25 protein-coding genes are annotated in these 25,993 nt (G+C 64.6%); 15 read left to right on the top strand and 10 right to left on the bottom strand.

The window, feature by feature from the left end; genetic code table 11:
• The first annotated feature begins 142 nt into the window (after window positions 1–142).
• From AC1MGT_RS17845 to AC1MGT_RS17835, 3 genes are all read left to right on the top strand, one after another.
• Window positions 143–1,171 carry a CDP-6-deoxy-delta-3,4-glucoseen reductase gene (locus AC1MGT_RS17845; RefSeq protein ID WP_499504311.1) on the top strand — a complete coding sequence of 343 codons (1,029 nt, stop codon included), beginning with the start codon at window positions 143–145 and terminating at the stop codon, window positions 1,169–1,171.
• Window positions 1,172–1,177: 6 nt separating this feature from the next.
• A complete protein-coding gene (locus tag AC1MGT_RS17840) occupies window positions 1,178–2,434 on the top strand; it encodes an MFS transporter (protein WP_499501373.1) in 1,257 nt (418 codons plus the stop codon).
• A 95-nt stretch (window positions 2,435–2,529) separates the two neighbouring features.
• Window positions 2,530–2,922 (top strand): HPF/RaiA family ribosome-associated protein, encoded by a 393-nt coding sequence (locus tag AC1MGT_RS17835; RefSeq protein WP_499501372.1) that lies wholly within the window; start codon window positions 2,530–2,532, stop codon window positions 2,920–2,922.
• 67 nt (window positions 2,923–2,989) lie between these two features.
• On the opposite strand, the gene AC1MGT_RS17830 is transcribed toward AC1MGT_RS17835, so the two are convergent.
• On the bottom strand, window positions 2,990–3,802 hold the full coding sequence (locus AC1MGT_RS17830; protein WP_499501370.1) for a helical backbone metal receptor: 813 nt from the start codon (window positions 3,800–3,802) through the stop codon (window positions 2,990–2,992).
• A 129-nt stretch (window positions 3,803–3,931) separates the two neighbouring features.
• Here AC1MGT_RS17830 and AC1MGT_RS17825 point away from each other — a divergent pair, with 129 nt between their 5' ends.
• The gene (locus AC1MGT_RS17825) at window positions 3,932–4,894 is read left to right on the top strand and encodes a GGDEF domain-containing protein (RefSeq protein ID WP_332530395.1); all 963 of its coding nucleotides are present in this window, start codon (window positions 3,932–3,934) and stop codon (window positions 4,892–4,894) included.
• A 107-nt stretch (window positions 4,895–5,001) separates the two neighbouring features.
• Window positions 5,002–6,450, top strand: a complete 1,449-nt coding sequence (gene sbcB / locus AC1MGT_RS17820) for an exodeoxyribonuclease I (RefSeq protein WP_499501369.1) — start codon at window positions 5,002–5,004, stop codon at window positions 6,448–6,450.
• A 246-nt stretch (window positions 6,451–6,696) separates the two neighbouring features.
• Here the strand turns inward: sbcB and pyrF are convergent, their stop codons facing one another.
• Window positions 6,697–7,524: an orotidine-5'-phosphate decarboxylase gene (pyrF, locus tag AC1MGT_RS17815; RefSeq protein WP_499501367.1), complete on the bottom strand. Its 828-nt coding sequence runs from the start codon at window positions 7,522–7,524 to the stop codon at window positions 6,697–6,699.
• A 149-nt stretch (window positions 7,525–7,673) separates the two neighbouring features.
• Here pyrF and AC1MGT_RS17810 point away from each other — a divergent pair, with 149 nt between their 5' ends.
• The 7 genes from AC1MGT_RS17810 (at window position 7,674) to AC1MGT_RS17780 (ending at window position 12,678) form a co-directional block, all read left to right on the top strand.
• On the top strand, window positions 7,674–8,285 hold the full coding sequence (locus tag AC1MGT_RS17810) for a LemA family protein (protein ID WP_499501365.1): 612 nt from the start codon (window positions 7,674–7,676) through the stop codon (window positions 8,283–8,285).
• Between the two features lie 9 nt (window positions 8,286–8,294).
• Window positions 8,295–9,146: a TPM domain-containing protein gene (locus AC1MGT_RS17805; RefSeq protein WP_499501364.1), complete on the top strand. Its 852-nt coding sequence runs from the start codon at window positions 8,295–8,297 to the stop codon at window positions 9,144–9,146.
• Window positions 9,146–9,658 (top strand): TPM domain-containing protein, encoded by a 513-nt coding sequence (locus tag AC1MGT_RS17800; RefSeq protein WP_499501363.1) that lies wholly within the window; start codon window positions 9,146–9,148, stop codon window positions 9,656–9,658. The genes AC1MGT_RS17805 and AC1MGT_RS17800 overlap by 1 nt, the downstream gene beginning before the upstream one ends.
• A 44-nt stretch (window positions 9,659–9,702) precedes the next feature.
• The gene (locus AC1MGT_RS17795; RefSeq protein ID WP_499501362.1) at window positions 9,703–10,470 is read left to right on the top strand and encodes an SDR family NAD(P)-dependent oxidoreductase; all 768 of its coding nucleotides are present in this window, start codon (window positions 9,703–9,705) and stop codon (window positions 10,468–10,470) included.
• A 568-nt stretch (window positions 10,471–11,038) separates the two neighbouring features.
• On the top strand, window positions 11,039–11,344 hold the full coding sequence (locus AC1MGT_RS17790) for a hypothetical protein (protein WP_183553458.1): 306 nt from the start codon (window positions 11,039–11,041) through the stop codon (window positions 11,342–11,344).
• Window positions 11,345–11,462: 118 nt separating this feature from the next.
• Window positions 11,463–11,888, top strand: coding sequence for a VanZ family protein (locus AC1MGT_RS17785; RefSeq protein ID WP_499501361.1), 426 nt, complete (start codon window positions 11,463–11,465; stop codon window positions 11,886–11,888).
• Window positions 11,889–12,108: 220 nt separating this feature from the next.
• Window positions 12,109–12,678, top strand: coding sequence for a hypothetical protein (locus AC1MGT_RS17780; protein WP_499501360.1), 570 nt, complete (start codon window positions 12,109–12,111; stop codon window positions 12,676–12,678).
• 204 nt (window positions 12,679–12,882) lie between these two features.
• Here AC1MGT_RS17780 and AC1MGT_RS17775 read toward each other — a convergent pair whose 3' ends face one another.
• The 5 genes from AC1MGT_RS17775 to AC1MGT_RS17755 form a co-directional block, all read right to left on the bottom strand.
• Window positions 12,883–14,694, bottom strand: a complete 1,812-nt coding sequence (locus tag AC1MGT_RS17775; RefSeq protein WP_499501359.1) for a glycoside hydrolase family 2 protein — start codon at window positions 14,692–14,694, stop codon at window positions 12,883–12,885.
• Window positions 14,681–15,796, bottom strand: coding sequence for a galactokinase (galK, locus tag AC1MGT_RS17770; RefSeq protein WP_499501357.1), 1,116 nt, complete (start codon window positions 15,794–15,796; stop codon window positions 14,681–14,683). The genes AC1MGT_RS17775 and galK overlap by 14 nt, the downstream gene beginning before the upstream one ends.
• Window positions 15,793–16,896 carry a M24 family metallopeptidase gene (locus AC1MGT_RS17765; RefSeq protein ID WP_499501355.1) on the bottom strand — a complete coding sequence of 368 codons (1,104 nt, stop codon included), beginning with the start codon at window positions 16,894–16,896 and terminating at the stop codon, window positions 15,793–15,795. Before AC1MGT_RS17765 ends, galK begins: the two co-directional genes overlap by 4 nt.
• Window positions 16,893–17,987 (bottom strand): galactose-1-phosphate uridylyltransferase, encoded by a 1,095-nt coding sequence (galT, locus tag AC1MGT_RS17760; protein ID WP_499501353.1) that lies wholly within the window; start codon window positions 17,985–17,987, stop codon window positions 16,893–16,895. Before galT ends, AC1MGT_RS17765 begins: the two co-directional genes overlap by 4 nt.
• Before the next feature lie 362 nt (window positions 17,988–18,349).
• Window positions 18,350–19,900 carry a dipeptidase gene (locus AC1MGT_RS17755; protein WP_499501351.1) on the bottom strand — a complete coding sequence of 517 codons (1,551 nt, stop codon included), beginning with the start codon at window positions 19,898–19,900 and terminating at the stop codon, window positions 18,350–18,352.
• 125 nt (window positions 19,901–20,025) lie between these two features.
• On the opposite strand from AC1MGT_RS17755, the gene AC1MGT_RS17750 reads away from it, so the two are divergent.
• Window positions 20,026–20,892, top strand: coding sequence for a pirin family protein (locus AC1MGT_RS17750; RefSeq protein ID WP_499501349.1), 867 nt, complete (start codon window positions 20,026–20,028; stop codon window positions 20,890–20,892).
• Here AC1MGT_RS17750 and AC1MGT_RS17745 read toward each other — a convergent pair.
• On the bottom strand, window positions 20,878–21,261 hold the full coding sequence (locus AC1MGT_RS17745; protein ID WP_499501347.1) for a hypothetical protein: 384 nt from the start codon (window positions 21,259–21,261) through the stop codon (window positions 20,878–20,880). The genes AC1MGT_RS17750 and AC1MGT_RS17745 overlap by 15 nt on opposite strands.
• A gap of 261 nt (window positions 21,262–21,522) precedes the next feature.
• On the opposite strand from AC1MGT_RS17745, the gene AC1MGT_RS17740 reads away from it, so the two are divergent.
• Together AC1MGT_RS17740 and AC1MGT_RS17735 are read left to right on the top strand one after the other, a co-directional pair.
• On the top strand, window positions 21,523–22,548 hold the full coding sequence (locus AC1MGT_RS17740) for an asparaginase (protein ID WP_499501346.1): 1,026 nt from the start codon (window positions 21,523–21,525) through the stop codon (window positions 22,546–22,548).
• Window positions 22,549–22,739: 191 nt separating this feature from the next.
• Entirely contained in the window at window positions 22,740–24,290 is a 1,551-nt protein-coding gene (locus tag AC1MGT_RS17735; protein WP_499504310.1) for a methyl-accepting chemotaxis protein, read from the top strand.
• Between the two features lie 15 nt (window positions 24,291–24,305).
• On the opposite strand, the gene AC1MGT_RS17730 is transcribed toward AC1MGT_RS17735, so the two are convergent.
• Together AC1MGT_RS17730 and AC1MGT_RS17725 are read right to left on the bottom strand one after the other, a co-directional pair.
• Complete coding sequence (locus AC1MGT_RS17730) at window positions 24,306–25,163, bottom strand: hypothetical protein (RefSeq protein WP_499501344.1); 858 nt, start codon at window positions 25,161–25,163, stop codon at window positions 24,306–24,308.
• 87 nt (window positions 25,164–25,250) lie between these two features.
• Complete coding sequence (locus tag AC1MGT_RS17725; RefSeq protein WP_499501342.1) at window positions 25,251–25,946, bottom strand: fumarylacetoacetate hydrolase family protein; 696 nt, start codon at window positions 25,944–25,946, stop codon at window positions 25,251–25,253.
• Window positions 25,947–25,993: the final 47 nt, after the last annotated feature.

The following is a 25,993-nucleotide window of genomic DNA, read 5'->3' as shown; positions in this document are numbered from 1 at the left end:
AGAATCGCGGGGTCGTGGAGGCGGCAACTGTAGCACAGGGCGCGCCCGGCAAAACAAGGGCGGGTGTAGAATGGCGGCCTCTCGCCGCACGCCGGCGCACCCCACCAACCACCCGCGTTCGCGCCCCAACTTCTCCATTCGCATGACCTTCCAGATCACCGTCCAGCCCAGCGGCAGCCAGTTCGGCTGCGAAGCCGATGAAACCGTCCTGGCCGCCGCCATCCGCGCCGGCGTCGGCCTGCCGTATGGCTGCAAGAACGGCGCCTGCGGCTCGTGCAAGGGCAAGGTGCTCGATGGCGCCATCGAGCACAAGCCCTACCAGCAGCGCGCCCTCTCCGACATCGAAAAGACCGCCGGCATGGCGCTGTTCTGCTGCGCGATGCCGTCGGCCGACCTGGTGATCGAAGCGCGCGAAGTGGGCGGCAGCTCGGATTACCCGCTGCGCAAGATGCCCACCCGCGTTGCCGGCATCCGCAAGGCCGCGCCGGACGTCGCCATCGTCAACCTGCAATTGCCGGCCAATGAATTGCTGGCCTACCGCGCCGGCCAGTACATCGAATTCCTGCTCAAGGACGGCAAGCGCCGCGCGTATTCGATTGCCAATGCGCCGTCGTTCGAAGGCCCGCTCGAACTGCATATCCGCCACCTGCCCGGCGGCCTGTTCACCGACCACGTGTTCGGCGCAATGAAAGAGCGCGACATCCTGCGCTTCGAAGGCCCGCTCGGCACCTTCTTTTTACGCGAAGATTCCGACAAGCCGATCGTGCTGCTGGCGTCCGGCACCGGCTTCGCACCGGTCAAGGCCCTGGTCGAGCACCTGATGCACCTGAAGTCCACGCGCAAGGTCACGCTGTACTGGGGCGGTCGCCGCCCGCAAGACCTGTACATGGACGAACTGTGCCGCGCCTGGGAAACCACGCTGCCCGACTTCACCTACGTGCCGGTGATTTCGGATGCGCTGCCCGAGGATGCCTGGACGGGCCGCACTGGCTACGTGCATGCCGCTGTCGTGCAGGACATCATCGACCTCTCCGGCCATCAGGTATATGCCTGCGGCGCACCGCTCATGGTCGATGCGGCGCGCCGCGACTACGTGGCGCTGTGCGGCCTGCCCGAGGACGAATTCTTCGCCGACGCGTTCACGACCGCCGCCGATCTGGCCGACCAGTAAGGGCCCATGCCGCTGATTTCCCCGACCGGGCGCCTGGGTGTCCTGCGCAACCGTAACCTGGCGTTCTACCTGTCGGCGCGCTTTCTCGCCACCTTTGCCGTACAGATGCAGAGCGTGGCGATCGGCTGGCAGGTCTACCAGATCACCGGCAGCCTGTTCGACCTGGGCCTGATCGGCCTGGCGCAGTTTGCGCCGTTCCTGGTGCTGATTCTCTGGGCCGGCCACGTGGCCGATCGCTACAACCGGCGCCTGATCGTGCTGTGCTGCATGGCCGTGCAACTGCTGTGCAGCGCGATGCTGATTGCGTTCACGGCCAGTGGCAGCACGACCGTGTGGCCCGTGTTCGCGATCCTGGTGCTGTTCGGCAGCGCACGTGCCTTCATGATGCCGGCCTCGCAGGCGGTGCTCAAGAACCTGGTGCCGGACCGCGACTTCAGCCAGGCCGTGGCGCTGGGTTCCTCGACGATGCACGTGGCGATGATCCTCGGCCCGATCGTCGGCGGCCTGATCTACGTGCTGGGCCCGCAGACGGTGCACATGACCGCCGCCTCGCTGCTGGCGCTGGCGGTCCTGCTCATGACGAACACGCGCACGATCGCGCAGGTGATCAACAAGGCGCCCGTCAGCTGGCACACGCTGCTCGAAGGCTTGCGCTTCGTGCGCTCGCGCCCGATCGTGCTGGGCGCGATTTCACTCGACCTGTTCGCGGTGCTCTTCGGCGGGGCGACCGCCCTGCTGCCGGCCTACGCACATGACATCCTGGGCGCCGGGCCGTCCGGCCTGGGCTTCCTGCGCACCGCGCCGGGCATGGGCGCGGCCCTGTGCTCGGTGGCGCTGGTGATGTTCCCGATCACGCGCCGCGTCGGCGCCTGGATGTTCGGCGGCGTTGCCCTGTTCGGGCTGTGCGTGATCGTGCTGGGCCTGACCGACCACTTTGCGGTGGCCTTCGGCGCGCTGTTCCTGCTGGGCGTGGGCGACATGGTCAGCGTGTATATCCGCCACCTGCTGGTGCAGTACGAAACGCCCGACGATATCCGCGGGCGCGTGAGCGCCGTGAACTCGGTGTTCATCGGCGCCTCGAACGAGCTCGGTGAATTCGAGTCCGGCGTCACGGCTGGCTGGCTGGGATTGACCCGCGCGATCCTGCTCGGCGGCGTGGCCACGCTGGTCGTGACGGGCGTGTGGGCGATGCTGTTTCCGGTGCTGTCGCGGATGGACCGTTTTCCGCACCATGAGGCAGCGCGGGAAAAAGACGTGGTTTGATGGTCGTATGCCGGGTCGAGCACGGTTGGCGGAGCGGACGCGGTAAAAATCGCGGGGCGTGTAAGATAAAGCCATAACGATTACAGGAGCCATCCATGCAGATCAATGTCAATACCGATAACACCATCACCAAGCACCAGGGCCTGGACGAGCACGTGGATACCGTCGTGCGCGCTTCCATCGGTCGTTTCAGCGAGCAAGTGACCCGCGTCGACGTTCACCTGAGCGACGAGAACAAGGAAAAGAAAGCGGACGGCGGCAACCACTGCATGCTCGAAGCACGCCTGGCCGGCGTGGCCCCGATTGTCGTGCACGATCATGCAAATGACCTGCACCAGGCCATCAACAACGCCAGCGGCAAACTGGCCCGTGCACTCGACAGCACCATCGGTCGCCTGCACGACAAGCATCGCCATACCGCCGTTCCGGTGGTCGGCGCTGACGGCGAGATCGATCCAACGGCCGACAAGCACCTGACCGATAACTGATCAGTGCCCGCAGGACCCTGCGCCCGCCATGGGCGCAGGGGCAACAAGCATGCCGCGTTTCAAGTACCTAGCGCGGCGCACCTTCCAGCATTTCCCGCAACGTCCCCAGATAATTCACACCCGCCAGCGCGCGGCTGCCGTACCACGACAGCATTTCGCCATCGACCAGCAGCACGGGAATACCGATCTGTTTTTCCAGCGCGTCCACATGCGCCTGCGTGAAGCGGTAGGGCTCGGTCGACAGCAGCACGGCGTCAAGCCCGTCGACCAGGCTGTCCGACCATGTGAAGCGCGGGTAGCGGTCTTCGCCAAGGTGCGGCACGCGCCAACCCAGCTCGGCCAGCATCGCAGCGATATAGGTATCGGCCGAGATGCTCATCCACGGATCCTGCCAGATGCAGTACAGCACGGTCCGTGATGGACCGGCGGGCCGGGCACGCAGCGCGGCCAAGGCCTGTTCGAAGGCGGTGCACCAGGATTCGGCCGCATCCTGCACGCCGAAGATGCCGCCCAGCAGGCGGGCCAGCGCCAGATTGTCCTGCGGCGTCACCGGATGCGTGACGATCACATGCGGCACGAACTCCAGCAGCGCGTCGTACGTCGGCCGGGTGTTTTCATCGAGATTGACGACAACATGGGTCGGCGCCAGGGCACGGATCTTGTCGAGATTGACGTCCTTGGTGCCGCCGATCTTGGGAATGGCGGCAACGAGCGCCTGTGGATGAATGCAAAACCCTGTGCGGCCGGCAAGCTGCGGTGCCAGGCCCAGGTCGCACAGCAATTCGGTGATCGACGGCACGAGGGAAACGATGCGCGCGCCGGGCGCCGGCCGGTGTACCTGACCCAGCGCGTCGGTCAGTTCAGTGGTGCTGGATGTCATGTGAAGATGTGGTCATGATGGTTTAAGTTTCGCCAAACGCGCAAGGGTGGCACAATCGGCTATGATCCCGCTGATGTAATAACACATGCAATCACGCATGCCAACGCGGCATACCGCTCGAGGACTCACTTGGAACAGATCGGCACCTTCGGCACCAGCCGTACCAATATCAACGACTTGCAACTGTTTCGCGACGAAACCGACCCTGATGTCGCCGCGATGCTGGCCGACTGCGCCATCGTGCGCGTGCCGCAGGGCGAGCGCATCGACGACAGTGGCCAGGCGCACCTGTATATCGTACTCTCGGGCCAGCTCGAAATCGAATCGGACGCGCACGCAGGCGACGAAACCGGCACCACCCGCGTCTTGCCAGGCGAGAGCGTGGGCGACCAGGCCGTGCTGGACGATGCCGCCAATCTGGCGGCCATGACGGCGCTGGAAGACAGCGAGCTCCTGGTGATCGAATCGAGCGTCGTCTGGACGCTGATCGACCACTCGAGCGTACTGGCGCGCAATCTGCTGCGCCTGCTGTCGTTCCGTATCCGCACCACCAATGCACTGCTGCGCCGGCGCCAGAAGCTCGGCGAATTCTACCGCCAGCTGTCGCTCAACGATCCGCTCACGGGCCTGTACAACCGCGCCTGGCTCAACGACATGTTGCCGAAGCTGGCGGCGCGCGCTGCCCGCACCGGCAGCGGCCTGTCGATCGTCATGATCGACCTCGACCACTTCAAGCAGTTCAACGATACCCACGGCCACATCATCGGCGACGTGGCGCTGTCGGCCGCAGCCAGCCTGATCCGCGACGCGCTGCGCCCATCCGACTTCGCAGTTCGCTTCGGCGGCGAGGAAATGCTGGCCGTGCTGCCCGACACCGGCATCGAACTGGCCACGATGGTGGCCGAGCGCCTGTGCCAGCGCCTGCGCGACACCGTCGTGTTTACCGACATGCGCGTGGAGCTGCCGCACCTGACCGCGTCGTTCGGCGTGGCCAGCCTGGGCGAGAACGGCGACGAGTACGCGCTGATGGCGGCGGCCGACGCCGCTCTGTACCGGGCGAAAGAAGCCGGGCGCAACCGCGTCTGCAACTAGCGCCCAATGCCGTCCCGCACGGACCGTGACACCGGGCCGTGACGGGACGGCGCATCTGTGCCACCATGTCGCCGACGCTGTGATTGCAGCCAAGACAACAACAAGACATGAGCCCGCATACCTTCCTCTGGCACGACTACGAAACCTTTGGCGCGACCCCGCGCCGCGACCGCCCGGCCCAGTTCGCCGCGATCCGCACCGACGCTGAACTCAACGAGATCGGCGATCCGATCATGCTGTACTGCCAGCCGGCCAATGATTTTCTGCCCGATCCGGAATCGTGCCTGATCACCGGCATCCTGCCGCAGCACTGCCTCGAACACGGCGTGCCCGAGCACGAGTTCGCGCGCCAGATCGAGGCCGCATTCAGCCAGCCCGACACGATCGGCGTCGGCTACAACACGATCCGCTTCGACGACGAAGTCACGCGCTACCTGTTCTGGCGCAACCTGATCGATCCATACGCGCGCGAGTGGCAGCACAACTGCGGCCGCTGGGACTTGCTCGACGTCGTGCGCATGGTGCATGCGCTGCGCCCGGACGGCATCGTGTGGCCGACGCGCGACGATGGCAAGCCGAGCTTCAAGCTGGAGCACCTGAGCGCAGCCAACGGCCTGGCACACGAGGCCGCGCACGATGCGCTGTCGGACGTGCGCGCGACCATTGCGCTGGCGCGCCTGATCCGCAGCAAGCAGCCGCGCCTGTTCGACTTTTGCCTGGAGCTGCGCCGCAAGGACCGCGTCGCCGCCGAGATCGGCCTGCACCAGGCCCCTGAAGCGCGCCAGCCGTTCCTGCACGTGTCCGGCATGTTCCCGGTCGAGAACGGCTGCCTGGCCCTCGTTTATCCGCTGGCGCAGCACCCGACCAACAAGAACGAAATCCTGGTTTGGGATTGCCGCTACGATCCATCCGAACTGTTCGCCCTGGATGCCGAGACGATCCGCACACGCATGTTCACGCGCACCGACGACTTGCCGGAAGGCGTCACGCGCCTGCCGATCAAGAGCGTGCACCTGAACAAGTCGCCGATGCTGGTGGCCAATCTGAAGACGCTGCAGCCTGAACTGGCCACGCGCTGGGATATCGATCTCGAACAGGGCCGCGCGCACGCTGCGCTGGCCGCTGCCGGCCCCGACCTGCGCGCCGTCTGGGCGCAGGTGCTGCAAAAGCCGGCATCCGGCACGCCGGTCGATGTGGATGAAGACCTGTATGGCGGGTTCGTCAGCAAGGATGACCGGCGCCAGCTGGAATCGATCCGCATGCAAAAACCCGCGGCCCTGACAGGCAAGCGCGTGAGCTTCGACGACGAGCGCCTCAACGAACTGCTGCTGCGCTACCGGGCGCGCAACTTCCCCGAAACGTTATCGGAAGAAGAAATGCAGACCTGGGAAGCGCACCGCGCGGCGCGCCTGTTCGAGGGCGCCGGCGGGGCCAGAACCATCGATCAATTGTTCCAGGAGATCGATGCATTGTCGGAGACGGCCGACGAGCGGGCCGAGGCGATTCTCGGCGCGCTGTACGACTACGCCGAAATGATCGCGCCTGAACTGCACTGAAAGTCGGCGATACGTAGGGTGGACGGCTGGCCGTCCACGCGTTCAAATTCACTTGAACTCGTGGCGCATTGACGTTGATTGAACGCGTGGACGGGGGAACCCGTCCACCCTACCGCCGTTACACCATTACGCCGTTACGCCGTTAGCCATTACGCCGTTACGCCGTTAGCCGTTACGCCGTTACGCCGCTACGACATTACGCCGTTACGCCGCTACGACATTACGCCAAACGGCGTGATGTTTTCATCAGGCCGCGTTGCGCGCCGCATTGATCGCGTCGCGCGTTTCCGTCGCCACGCGCCGCGCTGCCTGCGCAAAATCTTCACCCGCCTGCGGCGTCGCATACAAAATCGCACGCGATGAATTGATCATCATGCCGGCGCCGCCTGCCGTGCGGCCGGCCTTGACGGTCGCCTCGACATCGCCACCCTGCGCGCCCACGCCCGGAATCAACAGCGGCATGTCGCCCACCAGTGCCCGCACCTGCGCGATCTCTTCCGGGAACGTCGCACCGACTACCAGCGCGCACTGGCCATTGCGGTTCCACTTGTCGGCCACCAGTTGCGCCACGTGCTGATACAGCGGGCGCCCGCCCACGTCCAGGAATTGCAGGTCGGAACCGCCCGCGTTCGACGTGCGGCACAGCACGATCACGCCGCGGTCCGGCCAGGCCATGTACGGCTCGACCGAATCGAAGCCCATATACGGATTGACGGTCACCGCATCGGCGCCGTAGCGGTCGAATGCTTCGCGTGCGTACTGGTGCGCGGTCGCGCCGATGTCGCCGCGCTTGGCATCGAGCACCAGCGGGATGTGTGGATACGTTTCACGCAGATAGGTGCAGATTTCCTCAAGCTGGTCTTCGGCGCCAAGCGCGGCGAAATAGGCGATCTGCGGCTTGAAGGCACAGGCCAGGTCGGCGGTGGCGTCAATGATGGCCTTGCAGAACTGCACGATCGCATCCGGCTGGCCGGCCAGGTGCGCCGGGAAGCGCGCCAGGTCCGGGTCGAGGCCGACACACAGCAGCGAATCGTTGCGGGTCCATGCAGCCGCCAGTTTTTGAATGAAAGTCACGTCGAGCCCCTTGTATCCGGATAATTGCAAACCCATTATTGTACCCGCCGCGATGCGGTCCCCTGCCCCTCGGGGTTGCAGGAACACCAATTGCGGCGCGTTTCAGGTATATTTTGATTATTCGACAACTTGCACGGACCTTTACTGCCATGAATACGACCTTTATCTCCCGCTGGACCCGCCTGCTCGGCAGCGCCATCCTCGCCGGCGTCCTGCTCTCGGGCTGCGGCTACAACGATTTCCAGACCAAGGATGAAGCGACCAAGGCCGCCTGGAGCGAAGTGGTCAACCAGTACCAGCGCCGCGCCGACCTGATCCCGAACCTGGTCAACACGGTCAAGGGCTATGCCTCGCACGAACGTGAAACGCTCGAAGCCGTCACGCGCGCCCGCGCCTCGGCCACCAGCTTCCAGATCACCCCGGAAGTGCTGAACAACCCGGAAGCGTTCCAGAAGTTCCAGCAGGTGCAGGGTGAACTGTCGAGCGCGCTGTCGCGCCTGATGGTGGTGTCCGAAAAATACCCGGACCTGAAAGCCGACACCAGCTTCCGTGACCTGGCCTCGCAGCTCGAAGGCACCGAGAACCGCATCACGGTGGCCCGCCAGCGCTACATCGCCTCGGTCCAGGATTACAACGTGACCGTGCGCCAGTTCCCGAAGAACCTGACGGCCATGGTGTTCGGCTACGAGACCAAGCCATCGTTCACGGTCGAGAATGAAAAAGCGATCTCGACTGCACCGGCAGTCGACTTCGGCAAGTAAGGTCTGGCGATGACGGCCTTCCTGCGCTTGTTTTCCACGCTCCTGTTCGCACTGGCGACGCTGCTCGCCGGTACGGGGACGGCCCATGCCCAGCTCAAGGAGGTGCCGAAGCTCACGACCCGCGTGACCGACCAGGCTGGCATGCTCGACGCCACCCAGCGCCAGCGCCTGGAAGCCGTGCTGGCTGACTACGAAGCCAAGACGGGTAGCCAGATCGCCGTGCTGCTTGTCAAATCGACCGAGCCCGAAGCCATCGAGGCCTACAGCATCCGCGTTACCGATGCCTGGAAACTCGGCCGCAAGGGCGTCGACGACGGCGTGCTGCTGGTTGTTGCGCCTGGCAACCCGTCAGCGTTGCGCCGCCTGCGTATCGAGGCTGGCCGTGGCGTACAGGGTGTGCTGACCGACGCCCAATCCAAGCGCATCCTGCAGGACGTGATCGCGCCGCATTTCCGGGAACAACATTATTACGAAGGTTTGGTGGCCGGCGTGGGTGCCATCGCCGCGCTGCTCAACCAGGAAGCCTTCCCGGCACCTGCGCAGCAAGCACCACAACGACAGGAAGCTGCGGGCGGTGGCGGGATTCCGTTGATCGCCATCTTCGCGATCCTGATCGGTGCATTCCTGCTGCGCTCGGTCTTCGGCGGCAAGCGCGGCCGTACGGTTACGAGCAGCCGTGGCCGTTCGAACTGGGGTGGCGCGACGACCGGCTTCATCCTCGGTAATATCATCGGCAATATGAGCAACGGTGGTGGTGGCGGGTTTGGCGGTGGCGGCGGCGGTGGTGGTGGCTTCGGCGGCGGTGGTTTTTCGGGTGGTGGTGGCGGCTTTGACGGCGGCGGCGCCTCGGGAGACTGGTAATGGGATCGATCACACAAAAAATGACACGCGCGTGGCGCCACGCCACCAGCAGCGCGGCTGAAGCGCGGCGCGCGTTTCCTGAAACGACGCTGACGGCCATTGCCGAAGCCATCGATGCCGGTGAGCGCACACACCGCGGCGAAGTGCGCCTGATCGTCGAGAAGGCCCTGCCCTTCGACGCGGCCTGGGACGGCATCACCAACCGCCAGCGCGCCCTCGCGCTGTTCGCCGACTATGGCGTGTGGGACACCGAAGACAATTGCGGCGTGCTGATCTACGTGAACCTGGCCGAGCACAAGATCGACATCGTGGCCGACCGGGGCATCGACCGCAAGATCGACGCCGCCACCTGGCAGGCGGTGTGCCGCACGATGACGGCAGGCTTCAAGGGCGGGCACTTCCATGACGCCACGCTGGCGGCAGTGGCGCAGGTCAACGACCTGCTGCACCAGCACTTCCCGGCCAGCGGCGAGCGCACCAACGAGTTGCCTGACCGGCCCATCATGCTCTAGCAGCAGTAGAATGGCGGCTTTTGCCACAGCGTCGAAAGCCCGCCATGAAACTACATCAGAAAATCGCCATCGTCACCGGGGCCAGCCAAGGCATTGGCCTGGCCTGCGCCGAGCGCCTCGTGCGCGAAGGCGCGCGCGTCATGCTGGTCGATATCCGGCCCGAAGTCGAGCAAGCCGCTGCCAGCCTGGGCGACGCAGCCCGCGCCTACCGTGCCGACGTCGGCATCAAGGTCGAGGTCGATGCGATGATCGCGGCCACGCTGGCCGCGTTTGGCCGCATCGATATCCTGATCAACAATGCCGGTGTAACCCACGCGGCCGAGTTCCTCGACCTGCACGAGGACGATTTCGACCGCGTGCTGCGCATCAACCTGAAATCGATGTTCCTGTGCAGCCAGGCGGCGGCGCGCGATATGGTGGCGCGTGGCGAAGGCGGCTGCATCATCAATATGTCGAGCGTGAATGCCGAGCTGACGATCCCGAACCAGGTGCCGTACGTGATCTCGAAAGGCGGCGTCAACCAGCTCACACGCGTGGCCGCCATCACCCTGGCCCAGTACGACATTCGCGTGAACGCCATCGGTCCCGGCACGATCCTGACCGAACTGGCGAAAAAAGCGGTGCTGGGCAGCCCGGAAGCACGTCACACGATCCTGTCGCGCACTCCGCTGGGCCGGTGCGGCGAACCGGAAGAAGTCGCGTCGATCGCCGCCTTCCTGGCCAGCGACGATGCCTCGTACATGACGGGCCAGACCCTGTACGCCGACGGTGGCCGCATGGCACTGAACTACACGGTGCCGGTGCGTGATTGATATGTCGCTGGCCACATTCGAGAGATATTGACAGATCACATGTCTGGTATCCGAAAACGCAATTGGACGCTCGGTCACCAAATCCCTATAGTTACACCTGTCTCCACTATTCTCCTCCAAGAAAATAGTTTCAAGCCCGCACAGCGGGCTTTTTTTTTGCCTGGACGGTTTGCGCGGCCCACGTCATTTGCGGCCGTATTGTCATAAGCCCAATTCTGTCATCACATTCCTGCTGTTCCATCCGAACCTTGACGACGGTCACTGACCCGTCACATTCCCTGCCTATACTCGAATGCACCTGACACACACGTAACCGATATGCGTGGTGCCAGCAGGTGTGGAGCGCTCCGTGCGCTGCACACCAACCCGGTTTCCGCACTCTTGGCCCGATCTCGGGTTATGCCCGCCCAGCGCGGGCATTTTTTTCGGCATTGTCGCAACTTGGGCCAGAAAAAATTGTCTATGTGCTTGAAGCCGTCTTCAATAGGGCTATCATGAAGCTGCGACGTCCCACCTTGTCCAGCGGGTGGAGACCGCGTACAACGAAACGACCACGGGAGATTGTCCGATGAGTTTACGTGTACCAGAAACATCGCTTTCGCCAGACAGTTGCCGTCGCCATCAGGATTCAAGCGACCTCGTTCTCAGCGAACTCAATCCGCGCGCCGTGGTCGACGATATCGACCGCGACAGCGTCCCTCTCAATCTGCTCACGTTCGGCAGCGTCCGCGAAGTATGTCCCAAGTGCCGGCGGGCACACCTGAAACTCGTGTTACGACAGGCGAGCGTGCGCGTGGCGCACCTGTTCTGCGCCGACTGCGCCAGCTGTTTCGACGCCCATTACGCCGACGGCGCCCCTGCGCTGACGATTTGACGCACGTCGCGTTGGGCGGCCAGCGCACGGGCCAGCGGCAACGGGCACACAAGGTGCGCCCGGCATGGTAACGTTGACGTTTGCCCCGTCACCGTTACTGTACTGTTACCACGTCGCCATGCCTGCCCTGTCTCCCCTGCTGTACGCCGAACCCCGTCACCGCCGTGCCATGCACGCTGCGGCCCTGCTCATCTTTACCTGCATCGTGATCGCCGGCTCCGTGCCCGGTGCGCGCGCCGAGGTGGGCGAATACGCGTCCGGCATCGTGCTGCACAGCCTGGCCTATGCCGGCCTCGCAACGCTCTGGTTCCTGGGCAGCACCGGCAGCACGCTGCAACGTGTGCTCAAGGCGGTGCTGGCGATTGCGCTGATGGGCGCCTTCGACGAGGGCGTGCAACACTTCCTGCCGTACCGCTCGGGTACGGTGCACGACTGGCTGGTCGATGTCAGCGCCGCGACCGTCGCAGCGACGGCACTGGGAGCACTGCTCGCGCGCATCCCGATGCCGCAGGCGTCCGGCCGCAATCCCGCGCGTCCGCGCTGACAGCGCTGTGATTTTCCGACATAGAAGCGCCGCTCTGGAAATTACTGCGACTACCGGACGTCAAGTAGCGAAGTCGATCGCTTCTTGCTGAGTTACGCTGACCAGGACGAACTTTCGCTTCCCGGCCAGGAGCGGACAGCAGAACCAGCGATAGGTGCGCCAAGATAACCATGTCCCAGCTGAGCCACCATCGTCTGTCCACGTTCCAGGGAGCGATTTAATGTTCGGTAAAGTTCTTTTAGCGCTTGTCGCGTTAACCACGACTTCGGCACAATCCGCGACGCTGGGTTTTTACGATGTCGCTCGCCTTGTCTACCCGGATAGCAAATCTGTATTCGCAGGCATGCAGATTGACGCGTATATCCCAAACGCGTCGTTAGTCCGGACGATTGATGAGTTTATCGGTATCCCTGGAGATGAAGAACCCGTCCAGTTCGGGCCATACGCCATGATCGACGGGTGTCGCCGCCAGAGCTGCATGGAAAAGGCAGCAGTTATCGTCGACATGCGCTCACGCAGTGTGGCTGCTGTTGCGTTACGAAATTACGAGTGCCGGCATGTTGTACTCGACGATGGTGATATTGCAGCCATGGCGCGTGACTCTCGCAAACGCCCACCCGTGCGTTGCAACGAAGAGCCCATACTGGACATCTATGTTGTGCGACGCTCTCTTAAATTACCTGGTCTCCAGGACGAGCGCGAACAGCTTGCCCAGTTACGTAAGTGGGGCAGCAAGGTTGGGCACCAGGGTGAGCGAGTGAAGATCCTGGCACGCTACAAATCGAAATGATGCAAGGTGTCGTCAGGTCCGCTATGGGTCTTGCATTCAACCGGTCGACAGCCTCACCTTGCGTCGCGTCTGTTAAAACCGTCTGCACGGCTGTAAAAAAGCCACATGCGCTGACGCGACATGTGGCCTTTTGCTTACCGCATTACCTGACTGCCTCAGCGGGCAGGCCCGCCCTACTGGCCCTGCCCTGCCCTGCCTGCGACGTTACGGCGTGCCAGGATCCTTGCCCTCTTCCACCGCACGCTGGAACAGCGGCATATTGCGCGTGGCGGCGCTGATCACATCCAGCGGCAGTTTCGGCGAGCGATCGGCGTTCAGCAAGCCATTGGCTTCCTGGAACGTGTCCGTGAACTGCGTGTAGCAGAAACCACTGAACATGAACGTCTCGTTGACCACCTGCAGCAGGCGCCGGTACTGCTTCAGATAGCTTTCGGCCGTGTGCGCGCGGCTGTAGCCCCACGTGGTTTCGTCGGGATTGGGCGTCTGTTTCGGATCGTAGGCGATGCCACCGAATTCCGTCAGCACGATCGGCTGGCCCCGATGCGGGAAGCCGTCGAGCGTCAGGATGCGGCCACCCGGGCGGCGCTGGTCGAACAGCGTGCGCACCGGATCGGTGACGGCGTAGCGCGCCAGCACCTTCTCGGGATCGCTGTCGTAGTCGTGAATGCCCAGGATGTCCGTGGCAGACGCTTCCCAGCCATCGTTGCCGATCACGGGGCGGGTCGAGTCAAGCGTGCGCGTCAGGTGGTATAGCGCCTCGACGGCATTGCGATGCGCCTGCGTGAGCGTCAGATTCGGCACACCCCACGACTCGTTGAAGGCCACCCAGACGATGATGCACGGGTGGCTGTAGTCGCGCTCGATCGCCTCGGTCCATTCCTTGACCATGCGCGTGATGGCGCGCGGGCTGAAGCGGTAAGCCGATGGCATCTCTTCCCACACCATCAGGCCCAGCTTGTCGGCCCAGTACAGGAAGCGCGGATCTTCGATCTTCTGGTGCTTGCGTACGCCATTGAAGCCCATCAGCTTGGCCAGCTCGACGTCGCGCTTCAGGTGTTCGTCGGACGGCGCCGTCATGAACGATTCCGGCCAGTAGCCCTGGTCCAGCACCAGGCGCAGCTGGTACGGGCGGCCATTGAGCATGAAGCGGTCACGGTTGATCGACACCGAGCGCAGCGCCGTGTACGAGCGGATGCGGTCCAGCACCACGTCGCCTGCGCGCAGGGTCACTTCGGCATCGAGCAGGGTCGGGCGTTCCGGGCTCCACAGGATCTCATTGCGCGAATCGTCGATCCCCGGATCGGACAGCGCGATCTTGCGGTTCGCCTCACCATTGAGCAGCTTGTAGTAATCGTCGGCCAGCAACTGGTCGCCGTTCCAGATCTTGACTTCGACGAACAGCTCTTCCTGGATATCGCCGGTGGCAAACACTTCGCAGCCGATTTCATAGGTCTCGAACACCGGCGTCCAGCGCAGCTTCTGGATATACGTCTGCGAGACCTGCTCGATCCAGACAGTCTGCCAGATGCCGGTGGTGCGTGGATACCAGATCGAGTGCGCATCGAGGAGCCAGTCCTGCTTGCCGCGCGGCTTGGCCAGATCGGCCGGATCGTCTTCGACCCAGACCGTGACGACCTGCTTGCCATCCGCGTTCAGGGTGCCGGAAATATCGGCGGAAAACGGCGTGTGCCCACCCTCGTGCTCGACGACCAGCTGGCCATTGACCCAGACGCGTGCGCTGTAGTCAACCGCGCCGAAGTGCATGATCGTGCGCCCCTCCATGGGCATGACCTCGAATTCGCGCTGGTACCAGACGAAGCGGTGAAAGCCCGTGTCCTCGATGCCGCTCATCGCGGTTTCCGGTGCAAACGGCACGGTGATCTCGTGCGTCCATTCCTTCACGTCCGACGGCAGCGTGTAGTGCCCTTCGTCATCGAAGCAGAACTGCCATGTGCCGTTCAGGTTCTGCCACTGGTCGCGCACCAGTTGTGGACGCGGATATTCAAACTGATTCATTCTTGTCCTTTCTGTCAGTTGGCACCGGAATCAGGATGCGTCCCTGGACGTCATTGCCTGGTCCATGATGATCGTGATACGCCGCCAGCGCGGTGGCGGCTGCTTCTTGCGCCTGCCCCTTGCGGCACAGGGCGACGCAGGCGCCGCCAAAGCCGGCGCCGGTCAGGCGCGCGCCCAGTACGCCGGGGGCGGCGCGCAGCGCGTCGCACAGGACGTCGAGCGCGCGGATCGAGACTTCGTAATCGTCACGCAGGCTCGCATGCGATGCGTTCATCAGTTCGCCGAAGCGTTCGGCATCGACGCCCTTGGCCGCTTCGAGCACGCGCAGGTTTTCCTGCACCACGTGGCGGGCCCGTTCGCGCAGCGGCGACGGCAGCGTCTCGACCGAGGCCGGGTCGACCACGTCGCGCAGCGCCGTCACGCCCAGGATGCGCGAGGCTTCTTCGCATTCGGCGCGGCGTTCGTTGTACTTGCTGGCCGCCAGCGTGCGCGCCACGCCCGAATCGATCACGATCAGTTCGGTATCCGGCGGCAGTGCCGACAGGTGATGTTCGAGCGTGCGCGCATCGATGAACAGCATATTGGTTTCATCGGCCAGGCTCGAGGCCATCTGGTCCATGATCCCGCAGTTCACGTGCGCGTATTCGATTTCGGCGCGCTGGGCGATGCGCGCCAGCTTGACGTCGTCGAGCTCGAACCCCAGCAGCGCGCGCATGGCGCGCAGCGTGGCCACTTCGAGCGCGGCCGACGACGACAGGCCCGACCCCACCGGCAGATCGGTCTCGACATACACGCGCAGCGGCGGCACCTCGATGCCCTCGGCCTGCACGAGGCGGATGCAGCCCTCGATATAGCTGCCGAAGCCCTGCGGCGCGCTGCTGTCCTTTGCAAACGTCACGGTCGCGTCGAAGTTGGGCGAGTAAAAATGGAAATGGTCGTCGCCGCTGCGGCTCATGGCCACCAGCGTGCGCTGCGGCGTGGCCACCGGCAGCATGTACCCGTCGTTGTAGTCGGTGTGCTCGCCCAGCAGATTCACGCGTCCCGGGGCCGAGGCGTTTACCTCGGGGGCGCCGCCAAAGAAGGTATCGGTCGTGATGGTCATGCGTCCACCTCCAGCCAGAGCGGCCGCTGACGGCCTTGGATATCCACCGACGGCCAGGCCGGGTCGAAGGTCAGGTTTTCGAGTCCGTCGGGGCCGAGCAGGAACGTGTCTTCGATCTTCATACCGTTATAACTTGGATTGAACGCAAATGCCATGCCCTGTTCGAGCTGCGTGGCCGTGCTTGGGGTGGCCACGATCTCGCGCGCCAGGTAGCCGGTGATGCCGCCCTGGTGGTGCTCGCGGATCGCGTCTTCGACGTCGGCGTGGTGATAGGCCTGGGCCAGCGCGTGATATACCGACGACAGCGATTTGCCAGGCGCCACGGCCGCCAGGCCGGTGGCTTCGAGCGCCATCAGTGCGCGCTGCGCTGCCGGCGCAGCAGCGGCGCCGCCAAAGCCCACGAAGCGGGTCAGGTTGGCATACAGGCCATGGCGGCGCGCGCAGAACACGAGCATGGCGCGCTCGCCAATTGGCTCGTGCGACGGCGTCGCGTGGCGGAACAATGGCAAGCGCCTTGCACCGGCCACCAGCACCAGCGCCGGATGGATGCCGCGGCGCCACAGCGCCTCGGCGCCGGCACCGGCCAGCTGCTGCTCGGTCCAGTCGGGCCGGGCGCGGTGCAGCACTTCGGTCATCGCTTCGGCCGCTTCGCGTCCCAGCAGCCGGTAACGCGCCTGTTCGGCGTCGCCCAGCACCAGCTTGCGCTGGCGTAGCGGCAGTGGCAACGGCAGTTCGTCGGTCTGCGGCCGGTCCGACAGCACCGGCCGGCCTTCGGCAGCAGCGAGCACGAAATGCTCGCGCAGCTCGGGTTCGGCCCATGGTTCGATATGAAAGCTGAACCCGGCCGGTACTTCTTCGAGGCGCAGGCGCTCGCCTTCGATCTGGTCGGTCAGCACGCAGGCGTCGCCCGCTGTGACCAGCACTTCGGCAATGCCCGTGTCGGTCGTGTGCAGCACGGCGCTCGAGCCGCCTGCCGTAATCCACGCGAACCAGTCGGTGCCGCGCAGGCGCACGGCGCCGGCGCCGCTGGTGGCAAGGGTGGCGCGCAGCAGCGCGAGTTTGTCGGCGACCTCCTGGGCGCGCATATCGATGTCCGTCATGCGCCCTCCTCCAGGTCGATCTCGACCTGCTGCAATTCATACGCCGTGGTTTCGGGCAGCACGTCCATTGCGAACATGCCGGCGGCGAGCTCGGTGCCGGCCAGGTATTTCAGGCGGTCGCGCGTGCGGTACGGCGGATAGAACTGGGCGTGCAGCTGCGTCTCGGGATGCTCGGCGCCGTCGGTCGGCGCCTGGTACCACGCCATCAGGTACGGGAACGGTCGGTTCCACAGCGTCTCGTACTTGAGCAGCACGGTCTTGAGTGCACGCGCCAGCGAGTCGCGCTGCGGCGGCGTGAGCGCCGCGAAATCCTTGCACGGCGCGGTCGGCATCACCCAGACCTCGTACGGATAACGGGCGCAGGCCGGCACGAAGGCGATGGCGAAATCGTCCTGGTACAGCACGCGCTTGCCATCGGCCGCTTCGTCACGCGCCATGTCGCACAGCATGCTCGTGCCGTGCTGCTGGTAGTAGTCGCGCTCTTGCGCGAGCATGCGCGCCGGGACTGACGGCACAAACGGGTACGAATAGATCTGGCCGTGCGGATGGTGCAGCGTCACGCCCACTTCGGCGCCGCGGTTCTCGAACGGCAGCACGTACTGGATGTGCGGGTGGCTGCCCACGCGCGTGGTGCGATCGCCCCACACCTGCAGCAACAGCGCAATGCGTGACAGCGGCAGGTGGGCCAGCGCCGTGTTCGGATCCTGCGTGAACACGACCACTTCGCACTGGCCATTGGCCGGCGCGGTCTGCACCGTCACCGACGGCGGATCGTGCGACTCGAGCGCGAGGGACGGAAAGCGGTTGTCGAACACGGCGATCTCGTAGTCGCCGGCCGGCATCTCGGTGGGATTGGCAGGATCGATCGTCGGCGCCAGCGGGTTGTACTGGGGCGGCGGCTGATACGTGCGGTTCTGGCGGAACGCGGCATAGGTCACCCACTCGCCGCGCAGCGGATGCCAGCGCAGGTGCGGGTTGGCGTGCTGGGGATCCGGAAACGGGCTGGGGGCAACAAGGCCATCGGGAATGGGCCGGTTGCTGTAGAGGGTAAGGTTGCGTCCGTCCGGTTTTTTGAGTTCTTTACTGTGCATGGCAATCAATAAGGTTCGGTCACATCCGGCGCGAACGCGCACGCCAACATCGACGCATTGGCGCGCTCGCGGCTGCAGGAGCTTGGCTCCAAGCCGATCCTATCATGCTGTATTTGCCACATTTTCTGCCCGGAACTTCGTACTTTTCCAGGCGACAATACTGTGGCTGTATCAAGACGATACCGCCCTTGGCATACAACGATGATTCACAAGGGAGAGCGCCCTTGCGGGCACTCCACGGCAGGGATATTGTAGTCCGGCGCCTACGCAAAAATTAGAAGTTTTTACACTACCTGGCAAGAAGGAGCCCTACAGGTCAGCCGTGGCAACCACGGCGTCCAGCAGAGCTGCAGGGCACGTGCCTAGCGCGCCAGCTCGACCAGCACCGATGTGTACATCTGCAGGTTCAGCAGCAGCTGCTTGGTCGTGATGAATTCATGCTCCGAATGCCCGGAATATTTCTGGCCCGGCATCGATGGCCCGAAACTGACGGCATTCGGGAACAGGCGCGAGTTGGTCCCGCCGCCAATGGCGACCGGCTTCGCATCCTTCATGCCGGTGAAATAGGCAAAGGTCGCCAGCAGCGTCGGCACCTGCGGCGCATCGTTCAGCACCCACGGGTCGCGCACGCCGACCTTGATGTTGGTGAGCGGGACCTGGCGCGCCTGCCACTGGCTCAGTGCGGCGTTGATTTCATCGGTCAGCTGCGCGCCCGTCTTGCCTTGCGGGCGGCGCACATTGATCGCCACTTCGATGCCGTCGTCCAGCTGGCGAATCACGGTGGGCTTGAACGTGAGCGGGCCCATGAACTTGTCGCGGTAGGCGATGTTGCCGGCGCCGCTGCCAAATTTCTCGCCGTAGTAGCCCGTCCCCACCATCTCGTTGAGGTAGTTGACGACGCCGCCGGCGGTCGTATTGGCCCATGGCCGCACGGCCAGTGCATCGGCCAGCATGCTCACGGCGTTCACGCCTTCCTGCGGCTTGGACGAGTGGGCCGACAATCCCTTGGCGCGCACTGCCAGATCCTTGCCCTGCCACGTGTAGGTGTAGGTCATGCCCTCGTGCTGCGCACCGCGCGCGCGGATCTGTCCCTCGATCTGCGGCGTCGCGTTGGCCACCAGCGCTTCGGCGTCTTCGGGAATCTGCGTGTTGAACGAACCGCCCCCGAACGCGGCGATGTAGGCGTCGCCCTCCACGGGCGCCTGCGCGCCGGCCTTCGGCACCGTCACGGCCACGAGGCCGCCGCCCTTCTCCGCCGTCACCACCGGATACTCGGCGTCGAGCGTGATGCTCATCTGCGGCGGCACGTGCGTCTTGAGAAATTCGGTCAGCGGGCCCCAGTCGGATTCCTCGCCCATGTACACGTACAGCTCGATGCGTTTGCTCAAGGGGATCTGGCGGTCGCGGATCGTCTTCATCGCATACAGTGCGGTGGCGATCGGTCCCTTGTCGTCCTCGGCGCCGCGCGCGATCAGCTTGCCCGGCTCGCTCGTGCGGTCCAGCACGAATGGCGACTTCTTCCACTTGGTCGGGTCGACCGGCTGCACATCGCCGTGGGTGACGATGCCGACACGCTCGGCGCCCTTGCCCAGGCCGATGACGACTGTCCAGCCGTAATCGGTATAGTCCAGGCCCAGGCGCTCGGCTTCTGCCTTGAGCGTGGCCTTGAACGCGGCATGCACCGGGTTCCGGTCCGACGGGTAGCGCGGATCGGCCACCGTGTTGAAGCTCACCAGTTTGGCCAGCGTGTCGACGACGTCGTTGCGGTAGGTGGCCACCGCATACTTGGCAGCGCTGACGGCGGCCTCGCTGGGCGCTGCAGCCGAGGTTGCAGTAGATGCGGCAGCAGGTGCGGCAGCCAGGACAGTGGATGAGGCCAGCAACAGGCTGGCAAGGCAGGCGTTCTTGTACATACGGGGCCGATCTCCAAGGGTTGCAGACACGCAAACGTCCAGCATAGCGTCTTCTGCCACCGCTGTGAACGCGACGGCCACTTTCAGCGTATCGTTACGCATCCTGACTAAACGGCATTCACACCATGACTGACAAGACCTTCCTGCGCGCGCACGCCGCGCTGCGCGACGACATCGGCGACCTGCTCACGCAGCGCCCCGTGCCCTCGCCTCAGCTCGACCAGATCGATCCGTTCCTGTTCCTGAATCATCATGGTCCGCAGACCTACGGCCCGCACAACCGCGGTCTGCCATTTGGCCCGCATCCGCACCGGGGCTTTGAAACAGTCACCTTCATCGTCGAAGGCATGCTGGCCCACCGCGACAGCGCCGGCCATGAAAGCGTGATCCACGCCGGTGGCATCCAGTGGATGACGGCCGGCAGCGGCATCGTGCATGCCGAGGTCTCGCCGCGTGCGTTTTTAGAGACAGGCGGCCCACTCGAAATCCTGCAGTTATGGGTCAACCTGCCGTCGCGCCTGAAGATGACGGCGCCTGCCTATACAGGCGTGCAGCAGGACCGGATTCCTGCGTTAGCGCTCGACGACGGCAAGGTCACGCTGAACCTGATCGCGGGCGCGTGGGACGGCAGCACGGGCCCGGTGCAATCGCTGACCGGTGTGTTCATGAGCACGGTCGCGATGCAGGCCGGTGGCCGGCTGCGCATCACCGGCCTGCAAGGTCGCAACGTGCTGCTGTATGTGGTGCGTGGACGCATCGGCGTGGGTCACCACGGCGATCTCGCCAACGCTTACCAACTGGTGGAGCTGAGCACGGAGGGCGACACGCTCGAGATCGTCGCCGAGTCCGGCTCGCTGCTGCTGTTCGGGCATGCCGATCCGATCGGCGAACCGGTCGTCTCGCACGGGCCGTTCGTCATGAACACCCGCGATGAAATCGCGCAGGCGATCACCGACTACCAGGCCGGCCGCTTCGGCTCAACGCTGGCTTGACGCCAGCACCCGGCCGCCATCGTCCTTCAGGTGCACCGTGTGCGGGAACGGTCCGCCGTCGAAGCGCACGCTCAGGTCGCGGCCGACCGCCTCGAAGCGGTCGCGGCCCACGTGGACGATTTCCTGCGGCCCGTCACCCAGGTCGGCGTACAGCTTGCGGCTCTTGCCCGTCACGTGCAGCGTGCGCCCGTCCTCGAGCTTGTAGGCGCCCTGCATGCGCTTGTACATCAGCGGATCGATATAGACTTTCTTTGGCTGCGCAGCGTGCACGTTGACGACGTCGGGATTGGCTGCAGTCACTGGCTGGGCGGCGCTGGTCAGTGAAACGGCAGCGGCGGCGGCGAACAAGGCGAGTTGGGAGAGGCGCATGATGGAAATTCCTTTCAGGTCGGTGGCGAAGAAGTCCGTGTCGCCAGCGCTGCGTTGCCTGACGATGAAGCCAGTCTAGCGAGCCGCAAAACCTGTTCAAGCACCAGGGGCATCAAGCGCCGGAAATGCGCGACGAAGTGCGCAATCGGCGGGGTGAACGGGAGGTGCATATATGAAAGCGCGCCTTATTTCAACTGTGTGTCTGCATTGCGTAGGTATGTCGTACAGTAGGGTTCCTCCAACGCCAATGTACCCTTTCCCATGCCAGTCATTCCCCTCGCCGCGACCACGCGCGGCTACCCCGACAGCGGTAACGTGATCGAGAACATACACCTTGGATCGGTCGCCGTCGTCGACACGCACGGCCGTCTGTTGTGGTCCGCCGGCGACCCGGATTACCCGACCTTCACGCGCTCGGCGCTCAAGCCGTTCCAGGCCCTGCCCTTCATCCTGGCCGATGGCCCGGCGCGCTTTGGCCTCTCCGGCGATGAAGTCGCGCTGCTGTGCGCGAGCCATTCGGGCGAAGACAAGCATCTCGACGGCGTTAGCTCGATCCTCAACAAGATCGGACTCGACCCCGGCCACCTCGAATGCGGCTGCGCGGTGCCGCTGCATTACGAGTTCACCGGCCAGAAACCCCCGCCGGACGCGCACTGGACGCCGCTGCACCACAACTGCTCCGGCAAGCACAGCGGCTTTCTGGCCTGGTGCCGCCTGCACGATGCGCCCACGGCAAACTATGTCGACCGCGCGCACCCGCTGCAGCAAGCCGTGCGCAGCACGCTGGCCGACGCCATCGGCGTGGCGCCCGAAGCCATGCCGGTTGGCCTGGACGGCTGTTCGGCCCCCAACTACGCGATGCCGCTCAGTCGCCTGGCGCACCTGTACGCGCGCCTCGCGCATGGCCCGCAAGACCCGCAACTGGGCGGCGCGATGGGCACGCTGCGCGACGCGATGATCGCCCGCCCCGATCTGGTCTCGGGCGAGGAGCGCACCGACCTGCACTGGATGACGGCAGGCGGCGGTGACTGGGTCACCAAGATCGGCGCCGACGCCGTGCAGGCAATCGGCATCCGCTCGGCCGGGATCGGCATCGCGATCAAGATCACCGATGGCAATGTGCGCGCGCTGCACCCCACCGTGTACGCGGTGCTCGACCAGCTGGGCCTGCTGAACGCAGCGCGGCGCGAGCTGCTCGAACGTTATCGCCAGCCTGTCATCAAGAACGCGCGCGGCGCCGTGGCCGGTGACATCCGTACGCTGTTCAAGCTGGCGCGTCAGGCATAAGCCAGATAACGCCGCATCCGGCTTGTGCGGCGTCATTACAACATCCTGTCTTCTTGCTATTTCATTTGAAGTTTAAAGGGTTGATACTTGCCGCAAGGCATTTCTTCGGCGCTCAATCCTTTCTTCAAAGTGATGACATCGTGTTAAAAAATCTACGTATCGGCTCCCGCCTCACCCTTGGCTTTGCCACGATGCTCGTCCTGTCGCTGGCCGGCACCTCGTTCGCCCTCTACACCACGCGTTCCAGCGCCGAGGCCACCCAGCAGATGATGCAAAAGCCGCTGACCAAGGAACGCCTGGTCTCGGACTGGTATGTGCTGACCTATTCGGCCATCGCGCGTACCTCGCTCATTGCGCGCAGCACCGACGGTACCCTGGCGGCCGTGTTTGCCAAGCCGATCAAGGACAGCGTCACCGACACCACGGCCATCCTCAAGAAAGTCGAAGTCCTGCTCGACTCGCCCGAAGAGAAAGCAACGCTGCAGGACATCCTTGGCCTGCGCAAGACCTACCAGAAAGCCAAGGAAACCGTGATGAACGCGCGCACGTCAGGTGACTCAGCGACGGCAGAACAGGCCTACGAACAGGTATTTGCGCCAGCCGCCGCCGCCTATGGCGCCCGGGTCCAGAGCCTGTTGCAGATCCAGCGCAAGAGCATCGACCAGACGGCGCTGGCCATCGAAGCGGCGAATGCACGCAGCACGCAACTGGTGCTGCTGCTGGCCCTGCTGTCGACGGCGATCGGTGCCGTGGCCGCCGTGTTCGTCACGCGCAGCATCACCCGGCCGCTGGACGCCGCGCTCGACGTCGCTGAAACCGTCGCCTCGGGCGACCTTGGCCACACGTTCGCGAGCTATCCGAAAGACCAGGTCGGCGACCTGATGCGCGCGCTGGAAACGATGAACGGCTCGCTGGTGCGGGTGGTCTCGCAAGTCCAGCAAGGCACGAACGCGATCTCGACCGCGTCGAGCGAGATCGCGGCCGGCAACCTCGACCTGTCGGCACGCACCGAACAGCAGGCCAGCTCGCTCGAAGAAACGGCCGCCTCGATGGAAGAACTGACCGCGACCGTGCGTCAGAATGCCGACAATGCGGTACAGGCCAACGGCCTGGCAAAAACCGCCTCGGATGTTGCGGCGCGTGGCGGCGCCATCGTCGGCCAGGTGGTCGACACGATGGGTTCGATCGACGCCTCGGCGCGCAAGATCGTCGACATCATCGGCGTGATCGACGGCATCGCCTTCCAGACCAATATCCTGGCCCTGAATGCCGCCGTGGAAGCAGCGCGCGCCGGGGAACAGGGGCGCGGCTTTGCCGTGGTGGCGTCCGAAGTGCGCAATCTGGCGCAGCGTTCGGCCGGTGCGGCGCGCGAAATCAAGGGCCTGATCGGCGACTCGATGACGCAGGTGAATGCCGGCACGGCGCTCGTGCAGCAGGCCGGCGCCACGATGGACGACGTCGTGGCCAGCGTGGCGCGGGTGACCGACATGATGTCCGAGATCAGCACTGCCACGCAGGAGCAGCGCGTGGGCATCAACCAGGTCAACGAAGCGATCGCGCAGATGGACCAGGTGACGCAGCAGAACGCGGCGCTGGTCGAGGAAGCCGCCGCCGCGGCAGCGAGCATGCAGGAACAGGCAGCGCAACTGGCGCAGGTGGCGGCCGCGTTCAAGCTGGGTAATACCGGCGGGCGGACGCGCCCGCAACTGGCGGCGCGCGCGGTGCCGGCGCTGGCAGCCTAGGCGCCTGGAAGCCCGCTACGCCGCCAGCCGGCGCAGCATCGCGGCGATGGCGTCCAGCACCGCGTCATCGTCCCAGTAGGTGTTGTGCGCCAGCGGATTCCAGCTGCGCAGCAACAAGTCGCCCACCCCGCCGCCGGCATTGATCGCGCGGTCCTCGACCAGCGTACGGTAGCCATTTGAAAGCGGCTGCAGCGGCCAGCCCAGCACGTCGTCGGGATCATAGAAGTTGATCCACTTGAACAGCGACGTCGGCGGCGCAATCGGGATGATGTGCATTTCCTGGTGCGCGGCGACAAAGATCGGGATATTGCAGCCGGTGGTAACCAGCCCGACGCAGCTGCCGCCGCCGATGAACGCCAGTTCGCTTGCTGTCAGCGCCCGGCCGAGCGTTGCGCCGGCCCACGCACCGATATCACGCCAAATGCCGGCGCCGACCGGCTTGCCGGCGGCCGCCTTCTGCGCATCGTACAGATAGCTCGACAGCACCTGGCAACCGAGCGAATGCGCGACGAATACGACCGGCATGCCGGGCCGCGCCGCGTGGGCCGACAACAGCGCGCTGGCGATCTCGCCCTGGGCCTGCTCGTAGACCGAGCCGGGATCATCCTTGCTGTTTTCCAGCCCGGCGGCGTCGCCCAGACCGTACAGGACGAATTTGCGCAGCGCCGCGTAGCGCACCTGGCCGGTGGCCGCGGTGCGGTCCCAGACCAGGCGCTGGTTATCGTGCAGGATGCCCTGGTAGTAGACCGAGCGCATGACGACCTGGCTGGCCAGCGCATCCAGGCGGGTACGCAGCTCCGCCATCAGGCCGTCGGCATAGTCGGGCAAGGTTTCGCCCATGCCATGCACGGCTATCAATGCAACTTGTGTCATTGCCACCTCCCCACGCGCGCCGATATCCCTAGCGTATCAAATTTCGCACGTGTTGAGGCAGAACAAAGATTGTGGAGAAGCTGACCCTCAGCGTGGCGCGATGGTCAGCTCGAACGTGTCGACGCCATCGACGCCGCCGCGCACCTGGTCACCCGGCTGCAGCGCGCCGACGCCGGACGGCGTGCCCGAATAAATCAGGTCGCCCGGGGCCAGCGTCACGAGGCGCGACAGCGACGCGATCACGTCCGCGATGGGCCAGATCATTTCATCGAGGTTGCCTTCCTGGCGCAGCGTACCGTTCACTTCGAGCCAGATGCGCGCCTGGGCGGGATGCCCCACGTCGCTGACCGGATGCAGTGCACTGCACGGCGCCGACGCGTCGAAGCCCTTGGCCATGTCCCATGGCCGGCCGGCGTCCTTGGCCACAGCCTGCAGGTCGCGCCGGGTCAGGTCCAGGCCCACGCCATAACCCCACACCAGATCGAGCGCCTGCGCCGCGTCGATGTCCTTGCCGCCGGCTTTCAGCGCCACGACCAGTTCGATCTCGTGGTGCAGGTCGTTCGTCGATGGCGGATACGGCACCGCGCCGCTGGCCGGCACAACGGCATCGGCTGGCTTGGTGAAGAAGAACGGTGGTTCCCGATTCGGGTCGCTGCCCATTTCGCGTGCGTGCGCTGCATAGTTGCGGCCCACGCAGAACACGCGGCGCACCGGGAAGCGCGCGCTGGAACCGGTGACGGCCACGGACGCCGTCTCGGGTGCGGTGATGACAAATTCGGTCATGCTCATCCTTTCATTGACAGGAGCATCATCATACTCCCGCCATGAAG

The sequence above is a fragment of the Telluria sp. BA11 genome (genome assembly GCF_056680305.1).
The sequence above is the reverse complement of the archived record's forward strand: the minus strand, read 5'-3'. Positions and strand labels throughout refer to the sequence as shown.